Here is a 14,640-nt window from a genome sequence, read left to right as displayed (position 1 = left end):
CCCCTGACAGGGTGCGGCCGGGACCACTGTACCGGCCCGTCCGTGAACAGCAGAAAGCGTGACGGTGTCCCAGCGGTGGTTCAGCGCCGCTCCGGGGCGTCCTCCGTATCGATGGTGGCCCGCTGGGATTCCGCATACCGGTGCCCGTGCACCGTGGCGTGGTTGATGATCGAGCCGACCCGCGCCACGTCCTGGACCGTCAGGACCACCTGCTCGGCCGCGCGGTCCTCGGCCAGGTGCGCGGCCGACGTCGTGCCCGGGATGGCGAGGACCTCCGGCCCCTGGGCGAGCAGCCAGGCGATGGACAACGACGCCGGCGTGGCGCCCAGGCGGTCGGCCTCGGCCCGCAGGGGGTCCAGGAGGGCGCGGTTGGCCGGGTAGTGCTCGGCGGAGAAGCGGGGCATGCGGTGGCGCATGTCACCGGACGGCAGCGCGGCCGGGTCCTGGAGGGCGCCGGTGAGGAACGCGCGCCCCACGGGGGAGAAGGCCACGAGGGCGGTGCCGGTGCGGCGGCAGGCGTCCAGCAGTCCCCATTCGGGGTTGCGCGTCCATAGGGAGTACTCGTTTTGGACGGCGGCCACGGGGTGTACGGCGTGGGCCCGTTCGAGCGTGGCGGCGGAGACCTCGGAGAGGCCGTAGGCGCTGATCTTCCCGGACTGGACCAGTTCGGCCAGGGCGCCGGCGCTGTCCTCCACGGGCACCTGCGGATCGAGCCGGTGCAGGTAGTAGAGGTCGATGTGGTCCGTGCCGAGGCGGCGCAGGGAGTCCTCGACCTGGCGCTTCAGGGTCGCCGGCCGGCCGTCGATCCCACCGGGCTGCTCCGGGGTGGCGCCGGTCAGCCCGCCCTTGGAGGCCAGGAAGACCTCCTGCCGGCGTGCGCCCAGGGCCCGGCCCACGAGCTCCTCGTTGCGCCCGGTGCCGTACAGGGTGGCGGTGTCGAAGTGGTCCACGCCGGCGTCCAGGGCGGCGTGGATGAGGGCTGTCGCATCCTCTTCCGTGGGGAAGTCGGAGTAGCCGTGGTTGAGGTTCATGCAGCCGAGGCCCACGGGGCGCACCGTGCGCCCGGCGAGGGGGCGCGGCGTGGAGAGGTCGGGGGTGAAGTCGCGGGAGAGGTCGGGGTGGCGGGCGGAACTCATGGTTCGAGGGTAGGGCAGGTTCGTGGGCAGGGCGGGCGGCAGTGAGGCGCCCCGCTGCACAGGCGACGCGGAACGCCGTGTCGTCCACAGCAGGGGCTGTGACGCGGGGGCCGGGCCTTATCGTGTCCAAGGTCACATCTAGAGTCGAAGGCATGTTCGAAGATCATCCGCCGGGGGCACCCGAGCCGCCGGAGCCACCAGAGCCACCAGAGCCGCCAGAGCCGCCGGAGCCACCAGGGCCGCCAGAGCCGCCCAGTCCGTCCGCCACGCCCGTCCCGCAGGACGCCCGTGACCTCATCTGGATCCGCCAGGTGCTGGCCGCCATGGAGCCGTCCTCCAGTCCGGCCGAGGCCGTGGACCGGATCCGCGTGCTGGAGGAGCTGAAGGCCGCCTGCGCCGCCGCCCAGGCGCGGGAGACGGTGGTGCTTGACGACCATCGCCAGGCGGAGGACGCGGCCCATGGTCGGACGAAGGGCGACTTCGGGCGGGGCGTGGGCGGCGAGGTCGGCCTGGCCCGTCGCGAATCCCCGCATCGAGGGCTCCGGCGGCTGCGGCTGGCACGCCACCTCGTGCAGGACATGCCGCACACCCTGGCGGCCCTGACCACCGGGGAGATCAGCGAGGGCCGGGCCGCCGCCCTGGAGCGCGAGACCCATTGGCTCCCACCGGAGGCGCGACGCGGGGTAGACGAGGCACTGTCCGAGCGGATGCCGTTCCTGGGTGACCGTGATCTCATCAACGAGGTACGGCAGGAGGCGATCCGCCAGGATCCCGTGGCCGCCACCGAATACTTCGACCGGGCGGCCGAATCCCGGCACGTCACCGTCCGGCCGGCCCGGAACGGGATGGCGTACCTGACGGCGTTGCTGCCCCTGGAGCAGGCGGCGGCCTGCCGGCGCGCCCTCATGGAGCGCGCGGCCTCCGTGACGGCCACCGGGGAGGCGGCGGGCCGCACCCCGCACCAGATCATGGCTGACGCCATGGCCGAGCGCCTCACCGGCCAGGCGCGGGCAACGGACACCACGGTGGAGATCCAACTGGGCATGACGGACGCCGCCCTGCTGGACGGGGAGGACACTCCCGCCTGGCTGCCCGGGCACGGGCCGGTCCCGGCCGAGCACGCCCGCCAGATCCTGGGCCGCACGGAGGCCGAGGTCTACCTGCGGCGGCTCTACACGGCACCGGACACCGGGAACCTGGTGGCCATGGACTCGAAGCAACGGACCTTTCCGGCCCTGCTGCGAAGGATGGTGCTGCTGCGGGACGACCTCTGCCGGACGCCCTACTGCGATGCGCCGATCCGGCACGTGGACCACGCCGTGCCCCACCGGGAGGGCGGGGCCACGAGCTGGGAGAACGGTTCGGGGCTCTGCGCCCGCTGCAACTTCATGAAGGAGCAGCCGGGGTGGAACCACCGGCCCGGTCCGGACGGACTTCAGGTCCGCACGCCCACCGGCCACATCTACGCCATGCCGGTGCGGCCGTTCGCGCCACCCGGACGGCGGTGGGGTCCGGACCCGGAGCAGGCCGCCTGAGAGGAGGCGGCACCCGCACCGGCTAGCGAGGCAGCAGCCAGCCGTCCCACCCGGAACTCTGTTCCAGGTAGGTGCGCACGTACACGTCGTTCTGGCGGTTCCGGACGCGGATGGCCCGCTCGTAGTAGCCGACCAGCTGTTCGCACAACACCGGCCACGTCCGCCCCTGCACCGTCTGGAAGGCGGCCTCGGCGAAGGCACGGCGCTTGACGTCGTCGTACACCAGGTCCTTGACGCGCTCGCGGAGCTCGCCCAGGTCCCCGGGGCCGTAGAGCCAGCCGGTGCGGGAGGCGTCCACGAGGTCGAGGGGGCCGCCGCGGCCCACCGCGACCACGGGCACGCCCGAGGCCATGGCCTCCTGGATGGTCTGGCAGAACGTCTCGGACTCGCCGGGATGCACGAACAGGTCGAAGGCGGCCACATGGCGGGCCAGGTCCTCCCCGCCCTGGAAGCCGGCGAAGTGGGCACCGGGCAGCTTCCTCTTCAGCGCGTCCTTCAGCGGGCCGGAGCCGACGATCACCAGCCGGGTCCCCGGCAGGTCGTTCAGCACGGCGAGGTCGGCCACCTGCTTCTCGGCGGCCAGCCGGCCGACGAAGCCGATGAGCCGCTCGCCGTTCGGGGCCAGCCGCGCGCGCAGGGCCGGGTCCCGCCGGGAGGGGTGGAACCGGGCGGTGTCCACCCCGCGGCGCCACAGGTGCACGCGCTGGACGCCACGCTCGTGCAGTTGGTCCATGCAGAAGCTGGAGGGCGCCACGGTGAGGGTGGCCTGGTCGTGGATGCGCTCCACGTGCTGCCAGAGCACGTCCTCCAGCCACGGGAACCCGTAACGGGCCGCGTAGTTCGGGACCTCGGTCTGGTAGATGCACACGCTGGGCAGCCCCAGGGCGTTCGCCGCCTGCACCGCGCGCCAGCCGAGCACGAACGGGGAGGCGATGTGGACCAAATCGGGCGCGAAGTGCGCGAGGATCCGGCGGACGCGGCTGACGGTCCCGGCGGCCACCCGGACGTTGGTGTAGCCCTGCAGGGGGATGGAGGGGAGCCGGTGCACGGGGTAGCCCTCCACCTCGGCGGGGGCCTCGTCGTCCATCCAGGAGGACGAGGGGGCGATCACCAGGACGTCGTCCCCCCGGCTCCTCAGGTGGCGCAGCACCTGCAGGATGGAGTGGGTGACGCCGTTCATGTGCGGCAGGAAGGATTCAGCGACCACGGCGACTCTCACAGACCCAGGACTACCGGCCCCGTTCGACATCCGGTACGCGGCGCGGTGGCAGCCACATGGCGGCCGGGTGAACTCTCGGTACGCCGCGCCGTTCCCGGGAGGATTCCGGTACCGGTCGCCGGCCGGGTGGCACCATGGACGGTGACATGAACGCCCGAAACAGCCGTGCCCTGAAGCCCCTGCCCTTGCCCCTGTGGGTGCAGGGGGCGATCGAGGTACTCATCGCCGCGGTGATCTCCGCGATGCTCGTGCTGATCCCGCTGATGGTCATCTGGTCCGGGGGCGGGTTCGCCGCCACCGGGATCGACTTCATCGCCCGGATGGGCGGGCAGATCTGGCTGGCGATCCACGGGGTGCCGCTGCACCTGACCATCGAGTCGGCCACCACCTCGGCCGACACCCAGACCGGCACCTTCTGGTTCCTGCCCTGGGGGCTGGTGCTGATGCCGCTGTTCCTCGGGTGGCGTGCCGGCCGGCGGCTGGCCCGGGCCTCCTACCGGGACCAGATCTGGCAGCCCCTGGCCGGCGGGGCGGGGGCCTACGCCCTGGTGGGGCTGATGACCTCGCTGCTGGTGCCGAACGGGATGGTCGCCATCAACCCGCTGTGGGGCACGCTCATCCCGACCGCCGTCATGGTCCTCGCCCTGCTGGCCGGAGCCCGTCGCGAGGCCGGATCCTGGGGCCGGCTGATCGGCGTCAACCTGGCCGACCGGATCGAACGGCTCTCCCAGCACTCACGCTGGGCCGGGTCCTACGTGTGGTCCGTGCTGCGGGCCGGATTCGTGGGGCTGGTGGCCGCCTTCGGCCTCGCCGCGGCGCTGATGGCCGTGCAGATCGGGCTCCACTGGGCGGACGTGGCGCAGGTCTACCAGGAGCTCGGGGCCGGGCCCTGGGGCGGTGCCGTCGTCACCGTGGCCCAGCTCGGTGTCCTGCCGAACCTGGCCGTGTGGGCCCTGGCCTGGACCTCCGGCGCCGGGTTCACCCTCGGCAGCGGCTCCGTGGTGGCCCCGCTGCAGACCGCCGTGGGTCCCCAGCCTGCGATCCCCATGCTCACCGCCCTGCCGGTGGGCCTGGAGCCGTCGTGGTCCTGGGTGTTCCTGCTGCTGCCCGTGCTCGCCGGTTTCCTCGCCGGCTGGTGGCTGCTGCGCGAGGGCGAGAACCACTTCGACGAGTGGCTGTCCCTGAAGATCCGCGCCCGCTGGGCCTCCCTGACGCTGTCCACCCTCGCCCTGGGCGTGTGCGTGGCGGTGGCGACGGCGGCGCTCGCCGTGGTGCCCCTCTGGCTCTCGACCGGTTCGCTCGGGGTGGGTCGGCTCGTCGAGCTGGGGCCGGAGGCCTGGCTGGCCGCGGTGATGCTCGGCGGCCTCGTGGGCCTCGGCTCCATGTTCGGCCATCTCGTCTCCCCGCTCTGGGAGGGCTATGAACTCGTCTTGCCGGAGGCCTGGAACCAGGAGCCCGACCACGAGGTCGGCGAAGACGGCGAAGACGGTGAGGACGGCGAGGACGAGGAGCACGACGGCGGCCGCGCCGGCCGGCGCGGCTGACTAGCCGAGGCGGTCGGCCAGCGCCGCGGTCTGAGCCGGGTCCAGCACGGCGGCCGGGTGCGGTCCGGCGGTCAGCAGGGCCGATCGCAGCGCCTCGGGCTCGTGGGCGGCCAGCGCCCCACCGGCGGCCAGGACCACGTTGCCGGCCTGCGCCTGCTCCAGCAGGGTCGAGTCCGCCAGCGCCCAGGCGCCGGACAGGCCCGCCTCGGCGCAGGCCAGCTCCAGCGCGAGGGCCTGCCGGCCGAGGAAGTGGAGGCCGGCGTCGTCCCCGATGTTCACCAGCAGCACGCCGTCCTCGGTGAGGGCGTCCAGCAGCTCGCCGTAGAAGTCCTGACCCGTGAGGTGCCCGGCCGCGTCCACCCCTGTGTAGATGTCCAGTACGACGGCGTCGAAGCGCCCTCCGGCCAGGTGCCGCAGTTCCTCGCGGGCGTCCCCGATCAGTACGGTCAGGTCCGTGCCCTCCGGCAGGGGCAGCGCGGAGAGGACGAAGGAGGGCAGCTCCCGGTCCAGGTCCACCACCGTCTGGGCGGATCCGGGGCGCCGGGCCTGCACGTACCGGGGGAGGGTGAGCGCGCCCGCCCCCAGATGGAGGATGCGGACCGGCTGGCCGGCCGGCCAGCAGGTGTCCAGCACGTTGGCCATCCGGCGCAGGTACTCGTAGCGGATCCTGCCGGGGTCCGCCAGGTCGACGTGGGACTGGACGGCGCCGCCGATCTGAAGCACCCAGCCGTCGTCGTGCTCATCCGGGACGATCCGGGCCTGCTCACCGGACTCGCCCAGGTGGATGCTGGAGGCCGGGGGAGTCACCGGAAGCCGCCGAGCTGCTCGGTGTAGGTGCCGGTGCAGTTCTCCAGGGAACGGTCCGTCAGGGCGGAGGAGGTGCAGTCCTCGAACTGCTCGGTCGCGTCCCAGAACAGGATCTGCGCCGAGGCCACGAAGCCGAACACGGCGCATCCGGCCATCGCCGCCGCGGCGGCGAGACGCAGGGGCCAGGGCGACTTCACGTGGGCGGTGCGCACGAGGGCCACCACGCCCCAGACGAGGCCCGCCACCGCGAAGAGCAGGGCGACGGACTTCCACGGCAGGGTCAGCACCGAGGAGAGGTAGGTGAGCAGCAGCATCCCGGCCAGCCAGAGCAGCGCATCCCGCAGGGAGCGGTACCTCTTCAGTGCGGTGTCGGGTCCGGGATCGGTGCGGGGGGACTCGGTCTGGCTCACTTCGTTCAGACTAGTCCCTGCTCCGAGAGCCAGGCGCTCGCGAGGTCCGCGCTCGAGGCCTGGTCCTGCACCGACTGGCGGTTCAGCCCGATCAGCTCGTCGGCGGAGAGCTTCGCGTTGACCTCGCCGATCACGGCGGCGGCCTCCTCGTCCACGTCCTCCGAGGCGATCGGGGTGACGTGCTGCGGCAGGATCAGGTTCTCCGGGTCCTCGAGGGTGACCAGGTCCTCCGTCTCGATGGACGGGTCCGCGGAGTAGATGTCGGCCAGCTGCACGTCCCCGTCCACGAGGGCCTTGACGGTCAGGGGGCCGCCCGAGTCCTCCACGGGCACCACGGTGACGTCCACGCCGTAGGTCTCGCTCAGCCCCTCCGGGCCGTAGGGGCGGGTCTGGAACTCGGAGTTGGCGGCCACCTTCAGGTCCTGGTCCACGGTCTGCAGATCCGCCAGGGAGGTCAGGGAGTGCTCCTCGGCGAAGGCGCGGGTGACGTTGTAGGAGTCCTGGTCTGTGGCCTCGGCCTGGGGCAGGGCCCGCAGCCCGTCCGGCAGGACCTCGCCCAGCGCGTCCTGGATCTCGTCCGGCGTGGTGGCCGTGGACTCCGCGTCGTAGTACTGCAGCAGGTTGCCGCCGTACTCGGGCAGCAGGTCGATCGCCCCGGACTCGAGTTCGGGCAGGTACACCTCGCGCTGGCCGATCTGGTACTCGCGCTCCACGGTGTACCCCTCGGCCTCGAGGGCCTGCGCGTAGAGCTCGGCGATGATCTCGTTGGAGTAGTACTGCTGGGAGCCGATCACGATCGCCTCGGCCGGGCCGCCGCCGTCGTTGCCGGTGCTCTCCCCGCCCCCGAGCGGGTCTGAACTCCCGCAGCCCGTCAGGGCGAGCGCGGAGACGGCTGCCGCGGCCAGCAGGGACCGGCGGACGGTGCGGGGAGGGCGGGGGCGTGAGGTCATGGGTTGAACCTACGTGGCGTGGACCCGGCGCGCCACCCGGACACCCCGGGGGACCGTGGCACGACCGGCGGCGGCGAAGGCCAGGTCCAGGACGATGGCGAGCGCCACCACGATCAGGGAGCCGCCGAGCATCATGGCGTAGTCCTGCGTCTTCAGCCCGAGGAAGAGGAACCGGCCCAGCCCGCCGGCGCCCACGTAGGCGGCGAGCGTGGCGGTGGCGATGACCTGCAGGGCCGCCGACCGCAGCCCGCCGATCAGCAGGGGCAGCCCGAGCGGCACCTCGATGCGCCACAGCACCTGGCGTCCGGTCATGCCCTGGGCCGCGGCGGCGTCGAGGACCCTGCGGTCCACGGCCTCGAAGCCCGCGTAGGCCGCGGCCAGGATGGAGGGCACGGCGAGCACCACGAAGGCGGTCATCGGCCCGGCGAGCCCGATGCCCAGCAGCAGGCCCATGAGGGTCACCACGCCCAGGGTCGGCAGGGCACGGGCCGCACCGGACACGGCGACGGCCACCCCGCGGCCCCGGCCGGTGTGCCCGACCCACCAGCCCACCGGCACGGCGATCGCCGCGGCGATGAGCAGGGCCAGCGCGGTGTAGCCGAGGTGCTCGAGCGAGCGGGCGCCCAGGCCGGAGGGACCGGTCCAGTTCGAGGGATCGAGGCACCAGCGGATGGCCTCCCAGATCTGGTTCATGCGCGCGCCCCCTCGGCTCGCCGGGACCGACTGCGCGTCCAGGGCATCAGCAGCCGGCCGGCCAGCACGAGCAGCCGGTCCAGGGTCAGGGCCAGGGCCACGGTCAGCACGATCCCGGTGAGGACCTGGGCCAGGATGCCGCGCTGGAAGCCGTCCGTGAAGAGCAGGCCCAGGGACGGGATGCCCAGCACGGCCCCCACGGTGCACAGGGAGACCGTGGAGACGGCCACCACGCGCAGCCCCGAGAGGATGACCGGGCCGGCCAGCGGCAGGTCCACGGCCAGGAACCGCCGCAGCGGCCGGTAGCCCAGGGCCAGGGCGGCGTTGCGGGCCTCCGGGGGGATGGAGTCGAGGCCGTCCGCCACGCTGCGCACCAGCAGGGCGACGCCGTAGAGGGTCAGGGCCACCACCACGTTCACCACGTCCCGCACACCCGTGCCGATCAGCACGGGCAGCACGATGAACAGCGGCAGCGAGGGAATCGCGTACATCAGCCCGGCCCCGGTGAGCACCGTGCCGTTCAGGGCCCGGACCCGGTGCGCGAGCCAGCCCAGGGGCAGGGAGATCAGCAGGGCCAGCAGGATGGCCGGCAGGGACGTGGCGAGGTGGGCCCAGAGGCGCTCGCCGATCAGCGGGAGGTTGCCGAGGATCCAGTTCACGGTCTTCCCGTCACTCCGCGAGGACTCCGGCCGGACGGCCGTGGGGGTCCACCACGAGCACGGAGCCGTCCGCCGCCGTCTCGCGGTGCAGGGTGCGCTGTCCGCGCTCCAGGCCGAGGAAGGTCCGCACGAAGTCGCTGGCCGGGGCGGAGACGAAGTCCCGCGGGGTGCCCTGCTGGGCCACCTGCGCGCCAGCCTGGAGCAGCACGATGTGGTCGCCGAGGCTCAGCGCCTCGTCCATGTCATGCGTGACGAACAGGATGGTGGTGCCGAGCTGGTGGTGCAGCTCCAGCAGCTGGCGCTGCAGCTCGCCGCGCACCAGTGGGTCCACGGCGCCGAAGGGTTCGTCCATCAACAGGATCTCCGGATCGGCGGCCAGCCCGCGGGCCACGCCCACGCGCTGCTGCTGTCCGCCGGAGAGCTGGGCGGGGTAGCGGTCGGCCAGCTCCGGGGCCAGGCCCACGAGGTCCATCATGTCCGCGGTCTTGCGCCGTGCCGCGGCCCGGTCCATGCCGGTCAGTCGGGGGACGGTGGCGATGTTCTGGCCCACGGTGCGGTGGGGGAGCAGCCCCGCGTTCTGCATGACGTAGCCGATCCGCCGGCGCAGGGCCACCGGGTCCTGGTCGGCCACGTCCTTCCCGTCGACCTCGACCCGGCCGGAGGTGGCGTCCACCATCCGGTTGACCATCCGCAGCAGCGTGGTCTTGCCGCAGCCGGAGGAGCCGGCCAGGACGGTCAGGGACCCCTGCGGCACCTCGAGGGTGAAGTCGTCCACGGCCGTGGTGCCGTCGCGGAAGCGCTTGCTGACGGATCCGTACGAGATCATGCGCCCACACTACGCGGACCTACTATTGAACCCATGCGTATTGTGGCCCTCGCCTCCGGTTCCGGATCCAATCTGCAGGCGGTGCTGGACGCTGCGGCCTCCGGCACCCTGGACGTGACGATCGCGGCGGTGGGCTCGGATACGCCCGACGCCGGCGCGCTGGCTCGCGCTGCGGCCGCCGGGATCGAGACGTTCGTGGTGGACTTCGCGCAGTTCGAGGACCGCGCCGCCTGGAACCACGCGCTGACCGTGAAGACGGCGTCCTACGCCCCGGACTACGTGCTCTCCAGCGGATTCATGCGGATCGCCGGTGCGGAGTTCATCGAGGCGTTCCAGGGGCGGTACCTGAACACGCATCCGGCGCTGCTGCCCGCGTTCCCCGGTGCGCACGGGGTCCGGGACGCCCTGCGGTACGGGGTCAAGGTCACCGGCTGCACCGTGCACGTGGCGGACGCCGGGGTGGACACCGGGCCGATCCTGGCCCAGGCCGCGGTGCCCGTGCTGGACACGGACACCGAGGCGACGCTGCACGAGCGGATCAAGGTGCAGGAGCGGAACCTGCTGCTCGTGGTGCTCGGCGAGCTGGCCGCCGGCAAGGAGCCGGGGGACTACGCAGCGCGTCGCTGAGTCTGCGGCTCCGTTGCCTGTGAGCAGGCTCACCGATAGTATGTGTCCAAACTAACTCACTATCGAGATAGGTATTCGCATGGCTTCGGTCCAGGACCACGACACCGGCGATCTGCGCCACCGCATCGAGCACGCGCCGATGGGCGCCTACCAGTGGCTCATCATCGGCATCTGCACCTTCCTCAACGCCCTCGACGGCTACGACGTGCTCGCGATGGCGTTCACGGCCACCCCCGTCACGGAGGAGTTCGGCCTGAGCGGCTCCGAGCTGGGCTTCCTGCTCAGCGCCGGCCTGCTGGGCATGGCCGTCGGCTCCCTGACCCTCGGGCCGGTGGCCGACCGGATCGGCCGGCGGAACATGACGATCCTGGCGATCGTGGTCAACGCGGCCGGGCTCTTCCTCTCGGCCACCTCCGCCAACGCCGCGGAGCTGGGCGTCTGGCGCATCGTCACGGGCCTCGGGATCGGCGGCATCCTGGTGGGCACGAACGTCCTCTCCTCCGAGTACGCCAGCCGGGCCCGCCGTGGACTGGCCGTGAGCATCTACGCCGCCGGCTACGGGGTGGGCGCCTCCCTCGGCGGCACCGCCGCGGTGTGGATGATGTCCGAGTACGGCTGGCGTTCGGTGTACACCCTGGGCGGCGCCCTGACCGTGGTGGCCCTGATCCTGGTGGTCTTCCTGCTTCCGGAGTCTGCGGCCTACCTCTACAACCGCCGGCCGGCGGGGGCCCTGGAGAAGATCAACCGCATCGCCCGCAAGGTGGGCCAGGCACCGGTGTCGGCACTGCCGGCGCCGTTGGGACCGGACGGGGGCACCCGGGCCGCCGGGCCGGCGTCGGGCACCGCATCCGGCACCGCCGGGGAGGACGACCGGGGCATCGGTGCGCTCTTCAACCGGAACCACCGGAAGGTCACGGTGCTGGTCTGGGTGTCCTTCTTCGCCGTGATGTTCGGCTTCTACTTCGTCAACTCCTGGACGCCGCGCCTGCTCAACGAGTCCGGGCTGACCCAGAACCAGGGCGTGGTCGCCGGCATCATGCTGACCCTGGGCGGGACCATCGGCTCGCTGCTGTTCGGGTTCCTGACGGCACGTTGGTCCACCCGGTCCACGCTGTTCTGGTTCACCATCGGCTCCGCCGTGGCCATCGTGCTGTTCATCTCCTCCACGGCCATCGTCTGGGCGGTCTTCGCCCTCGGGATCGTGGTGGGCATGCTGATCAACGGCTGTATCGCCGGGCTCTACGTGCTGACCCCGCAGGCCTACCCGGCCTCCATGCGCAGCACCGGTGCGGGCTGGGCCATCGGTGTCGGCCGGGCCGGCGCCATCCTGGCCCCGCTGGCCACCGGCGGCCTGCTGGACGTCGGCTGGACCCCGCAGTCGGTCTACACCGGGGTGGCGGGGGTGGTGCTGATCGCCTCCGTGGCGCTCTGGATGCTGCGCCGCTCCGACATCGAGGCCAACCGGGCCCCGCGGCGCTGACGACCGCCAGTTGACTACTGCCCGCTGACTACGCCCCGTCCAGCATCCGCTCCAGGTCGGGGCGGTTGAGGATCGGCTGGCGGAAGTCCGCGCCGAGGTTCTCCAGGTCGCGCCATCCGCGGTCGGCGTCCGAGGAGGCGATCGCCAGCCGCGCGTAGACGACCTCGACGTCGTGGGCGAAGGCGTCCCGCCCCGTGGCGGACACGCAGGACTCGGCGCTCACCCCGGCCAGGACCAGCCGCCGGATGCCGAGGGCCGCCAGCCGTTCGGCCAGTCCCGTGCCGAAGAAGGCGCTGTCCCGGGTCTTCGCCAGGACCTCGGCGGGGCGCAGGTCCAGGCCCGTCAGCGGCTCGGCCTGGTCGCTGCCCTCGAAGTTGAAGCCCTGGCCGTCCTCGAGCATCTTCAGCGTCCAGGTGGACCGGTCCCGCTGGTGCACCGTGTTCACCACCAGGACCGGGTGACCGCCGGCCCGGGCCGCCCTGGCCAGCCAGTTGCTCTCGCGGACCATCAGCTCGCGGTTGTCGGCGAGGTCGGGGAACTCGAAGAATCCCTCCTGGAGGTCGATGAAGAGCACGGCGGTTCCGGTGGCGGTCATGGGGCCAGCCTACGGATAGTGGTCGCGGTCCTCCCCTTCAGGAGATGGTGCGCGCCCGGTGCACCGCGACCTCGCTGTCGAGCTCGCCCCGGTCCTTCGGGTGCTCGAGATAGTGCCCGACGACGGCCCGGCCCGGTTCTGGGAGTCCGTCCAGCACGGTCGGGGTCACCGCGCGCCACGGGTGGAACCCGTAGAGAGGTCCCTCCTGGATGAACACGCCGTCCGGCGTCAGCGACAGCACCGATTCCCACCGCTCATGGATCTGGTGGGCGTCAGTTCCCCGCCGGTGGGTGCCGCGTTCCTGCCGGATGATGGCGATCGGGGCCAGGGCGAGCCCGAGTCCGAGGAGGAAGGCGATGGGAGGGGTGATCCAGCGGCTCCGGCCGGTGCCGGAGGCAGAGAAGTCTCCCTGGAGCATGCTGCTGCCGGCGAGGACCAGGACCACCAGGCCCAGGACTCCGACCAGGACGCAGACCACGATGATGAAACCCGGGATCCGCCCGCCGGACGGCGGCAGAGCTCCGGCCCCGGCCGTCGTCGTCTCCTGAGGCACCCGCTCCAAGCTCTTCACCGGGGTCTGCTGCATCAGGACGAGTGCTCCGTGGCTGTGCTGCCACCTCACGCCTGGCTCACCTCCAGGTCCCGCCCCTTGGTCTCCGGGGCCAGGCGCATCATCACGACGACGGCCACCACCACGAGCGCGCCGGTCACCGCGAAGGACCAGGCCAGCCCGATGGCCGGCACCAGGTAGGCCACGAACACCAGGGGGCCCACGCCGGCGGCGATGCGGGAGACCGCCGAGGCCCAGCCGAACCCGGAGCCCCGCAGCTCGGTGGGGTACAGCTCGGAGACGTAGGCGTACAGCACGGGGATGGCGATCTGCACCACGAAGCCGAACGCCAGGACCAGCGGGAGCACCGCCGCCGGGACCTGGAGCAGCACGGCCAGCACCGTCAGCAGCCCGGATGCCACCACGGCGGTGACCGCCAGCAGCCACTTGCGGCCGGTCTTCTCCACGAGCCAGGCGGCCACGACCACGCCCAGCAGTCCCACGGCGGCCATGGCACCGGTCATGATGAAGGCCCGCGACTGCTCGTAGCCGGCCTCGATGAGGAACGTGGGCAGCCACTGCAGGGCGATGTAGTAGACGAGCATGAGGGTGAAGAACAGGGCCCAGGCCACGGTGGTGATGCGCCAGGAGTGCCGCCACAGCTCCGCCAGCTGCTCGCCGAGGGCCCGCACGGTCAGCCGCCTCGGCGCCGGCACCTCCGGCATCACGTACTCGCGCGGTGCCGCCCCCGTGCGGCGCACCATCGCATCGATCACGCCCCGTGCCTCGGCCTCGCGGCCCTGCTGGATGAGGAACAGCGGGGACTCGGGCACGTGCAGCCGGACGAAGAACACCAGCAGGGCGGGCAGGATCATGGCCAGCATCGGCAGCCGCCAGTCACCGAACTCGGCCACCAGCCAGGCGGAGAGGAAGCCGCAGGCGGCGGCGCCGACCGGCCACCAGCCGTCCATCGCCGTGAGCACGGTGCCGCGGTGCCTCCGGGGGGTGAACTCGCCCACGAGTGCGTAGTCCACGGGGATGCACCCGCCCAGGCCGAAGCCCGCGAGGAAGCGGAAGAGCACGAACCAGACGAGGTCCCCGGTCAGGGCCCCGGCCAGGGTGAACAGGGAGAACATCAGCAGCGTGGCGGTGAAGGCCTTCTTGCGCCCGATCCGGTCCGCGACGGTGCCCCAGACGAAGGCGCCCACGGCCATGCCGATCAGGTTGGCCGTGCCGATCCAGGCGGCCTGACCCACGCTGAGGGACCATTCCTCGCGCAGCAGGGGGATGAGCACGCCGTTCAGGGAGACGTCCCAGGCGTCGAACATGAAGCCCAGGCCGCCGATGATGAACACCCGGCCCTGGGTGTTCCACCGCCAGGGCAGGCTCTGGACGATCTCCTCGCCCGTGGGCAAGCTGGGCGTGCTGGTGGACTGGCTCACCCCGCCATTGTTCCACCGCCTCTGGGACCATGGAGGCATGCCAGCGACGGTCCAGGTGGACATCGAACGGACGTATTGGGTATCTGCTTAGCTGAAGTATGCTGGAGTATGGCTGATTTGGTGCCGCAGATGCCGGTGGCGGGTGTGGACTATCCTCGCGACTTCGG

Annotated in this window: 15 protein-coding genes; 4 read left to right on the top strand and 11 right to left on the bottom strand. The window is 72.1% G+C overall.

Translation table 11 applies throughout. From position 1 onward, the window contains the following. Positions 1 to 80 precede the first annotated feature (80 nt). The gene (locus AB0K08_RS14485; RefSeq protein ID WP_363355665.1) at positions 81 to 1,136 is read right to left on the bottom strand and encodes an aldo/keto reductase; all 1,056 of its coding nucleotides are present in this window, start codon (positions 1,134 to 1,136) and stop codon (positions 81 to 83) included. A gap of 152 nt (positions 1,137 to 1,288) precedes the next feature. On the opposite strand from AB0K08_RS14485, the gene AB0K08_RS14480 reads away from it, so the two are divergent. Beyond that, on the top strand, positions 1,289 to 2,671 hold the full coding sequence (locus AB0K08_RS14480; protein ID WP_363355663.1) for a DUF222 domain-containing protein: 1,383 nt from the start codon (positions 1,289 to 1,291) through the stop codon (positions 2,669 to 2,671). Positions 2,672 to 2,693: 22 nt separating this feature from the next. Here the strand turns inward: AB0K08_RS14480 and AB0K08_RS14475 are convergent, their stop codons facing one another. Beyond that, positions 2,694 to 3,890 (bottom strand): glycosyltransferase family 1 protein, encoded by a 1,197-nt coding sequence (locus tag AB0K08_RS14475; RefSeq protein ID WP_363355661.1) that lies wholly within the window; start codon positions 3,888 to 3,890, stop codon positions 2,694 to 2,696. Between the two features lie 146 nt (positions 3,891 to 4,036). Between AB0K08_RS14475 and AB0K08_RS14470 the strand changes: the two genes are divergently transcribed. Next, positions 4,037 to 5,434: a DUF6350 family protein gene (locus tag AB0K08_RS14470; protein WP_363355659.1), complete on the top strand. Its 1,398-nt coding sequence runs from the start codon at positions 4,037 to 4,039 to the stop codon at positions 5,432 to 5,434. Here AB0K08_RS14470 and AB0K08_RS14465 read toward each other — a convergent pair whose 3' ends face one another. From AB0K08_RS14465 to AB0K08_RS14440, 6 genes are read right to left on the bottom strand one after another with little or no spacing between them, the layout of a single operon-like run. Then, a complete protein-coding gene (locus tag AB0K08_RS14465) occupies positions 5,435 to 6,241 on the bottom strand; it encodes a fused MFS/spermidine synthase (protein ID WP_363355657.1) in 807 nt (268 codons plus the stop codon). Beyond that, positions 6,238 to 6,651, bottom strand: a complete 414-nt coding sequence (locus AB0K08_RS14460; protein WP_363355655.1) for a hypothetical protein — start codon at positions 6,649 to 6,651, stop codon at positions 6,238 to 6,240. The genes AB0K08_RS14465 and AB0K08_RS14460 overlap by 4 nt, the downstream gene beginning before the upstream one ends. 5 nt (positions 6,652 to 6,656) lie before the next feature. After that, positions 6,657 to 7,601, bottom strand: a complete 945-nt coding sequence (locus tag AB0K08_RS14455; protein ID WP_363355653.1) for an ABC transporter substrate-binding protein — start codon at positions 7,599 to 7,601, stop codon at positions 6,657 to 6,659. Positions 7,602 to 7,610: 9 nt separating this feature from the next. Further along, complete coding sequence (locus AB0K08_RS14450; protein ID WP_363355651.1) at positions 7,611 to 8,294, bottom strand: ABC transporter permease subunit; 684 nt, start codon at positions 8,292 to 8,294, stop codon at positions 7,611 to 7,613. Beyond that, a complete protein-coding gene (locus AB0K08_RS14445; RefSeq protein ID WP_363355649.1) occupies positions 8,291 to 8,953 on the bottom strand; it encodes an ABC transporter permease subunit in 663 nt (220 codons plus the stop codon). Before AB0K08_RS14445 ends, AB0K08_RS14450 begins: the two co-directional genes overlap by 4 nt. Before the next feature lie 10 nt (positions 8,954 to 8,963). After that, entirely contained in the window at positions 8,964 to 9,779 is an 816-nt protein-coding gene (locus AB0K08_RS14440) for an ATP-binding cassette domain-containing protein (protein WP_363355647.1), read from the bottom strand. 33 nt (positions 9,780 to 9,812) lie between these two features. Between AB0K08_RS14440 and purN the strand changes: the two genes are divergently transcribed. Next, a complete protein-coding gene (purN, locus tag AB0K08_RS14435) occupies positions 9,813 to 10,406 on the top strand; it encodes a phosphoribosylglycinamide formyltransferase (RefSeq protein ID WP_363355645.1) in 594 nt (197 codons plus the stop codon). 79 nt (positions 10,407 to 10,485) lie between these two features. Beyond that, positions 10,486 to 11,886, top strand: coding sequence for an MFS transporter (locus AB0K08_RS14430; protein ID WP_363355643.1), 1,401 nt, complete (start codon positions 10,486 to 10,488; stop codon positions 11,884 to 11,886). Positions 11,887 to 11,914: 28 nt separating this feature from the next. On the opposite strand, the gene AB0K08_RS14425 is transcribed toward AB0K08_RS14430, so the two are convergent. The 3 genes from AB0K08_RS14425 to AB0K08_RS14415 are packed head-to-tail and all read right to left on the bottom strand — an operon-like array spanning position 11,915 to position 14,473. Then, positions 11,915 to 12,481 (bottom strand): isochorismatase family cysteine hydrolase, encoded by a 567-nt coding sequence (locus AB0K08_RS14425; protein ID WP_363355641.1) that lies wholly within the window; start codon positions 12,479 to 12,481, stop codon positions 11,915 to 11,917. A gap of 37 nt (positions 12,482 to 12,518) precedes the next feature. Next, entirely contained in the window at positions 12,519 to 13,067 is a 549-nt protein-coding gene (locus AB0K08_RS14420; RefSeq protein ID WP_363355639.1) for a hypothetical protein, read from the bottom strand. Positions 13,068 to 13,099: 32 nt separating this feature from the next. Next, a complete protein-coding gene (locus AB0K08_RS14415) occupies positions 13,100 to 14,473 on the bottom strand; it encodes an MFS transporter (RefSeq protein ID WP_363355637.1) in 1,374 nt (457 codons plus the stop codon). Between the last annotated feature and the right edge of the window lie 167 nt (positions 14,474 to 14,640).

Source organism: Citricoccus sp. NPDC055426, assembly GCF_040677445.1.
Lineage (GTDB): Bacteria > Actinomycetota > Actinomycetes > Actinomycetales > Micrococcaceae > Citricoccus.
Note: the sequence above shows the minus strand (reverse complement) of the source record. Positions and strands in the feature narration are given on the sequence as shown.

What these genes read in the sequence shown, in the direction of transcription:
- AB0K08_RS14485 (WP_363355665.1), bottom strand. Translation starts at nt 1,136, where the DNA reads ATGAGTTCCGCCCGCCACCCCGACCTCTCCCGCGACTTCACCCCCGAC.
- AB0K08_RS14480 (WP_363355663.1), top strand. Translation starts at nt 1,289, where the DNA reads ATGTTCGAAGATCATCCGCCGGGGGCACCCGAGCCGCCGGAGCCACCA.
- AB0K08_RS14470 (WP_363355659.1), top strand. Translation starts at nt 4,037, where the DNA reads ATGAACGCCCGAAACAGCCGTGCCCTGAAGCCCCTGCCCTTGCCCCTG.
- AB0K08_RS14455 (WP_363355653.1), bottom strand. Translation starts at nt 7,601, where the DNA reads ATGACCTCACGCCCCCGCCCTCCCCGCACCGTCCGCCGGTCCCTGCTG.
- AB0K08_RS14450 (WP_363355651.1), bottom strand. Translation starts at nt 8,294, where the DNA reads ATGAACCAGATCTGGGAGGCCATCCGCTGGTGCCTCGATCCCTCGAAC.
- AB0K08_RS14440 (WP_363355647.1), bottom strand. Translation starts at nt 9,779, where the DNA reads ATGATCTCGTACGGATCCGTCAGCAAGCGCTTCCGCGACGGCACCACG.
- purN (WP_363355645.1), top strand. Translation starts at nt 9,813, where the DNA reads ATGCGTATTGTGGCCCTCGCCTCCGGTTCCGGATCCAATCTGCAGGCG.
- AB0K08_RS14430 (WP_363355643.1), top strand. Translation starts at nt 10,486, where the DNA reads ATGGCTTCGGTCCAGGACCACGACACCGGCGATCTGCGCCACCGCATC.
- AB0K08_RS14425 (WP_363355641.1), bottom strand. Translation starts at nt 12,481, where the DNA reads ATGACCGCCACCGGAACCGCCGTGCTCTTCATCGACCTCCAGGAGGGA.
- AB0K08_RS14420 (WP_363355639.1), bottom strand. Translation starts at nt 13,067, where the DNA reads ATGCAGCAGACCCCGGTGAAGAGCTTGGAGCGGGTGCCTCAGGAGACG.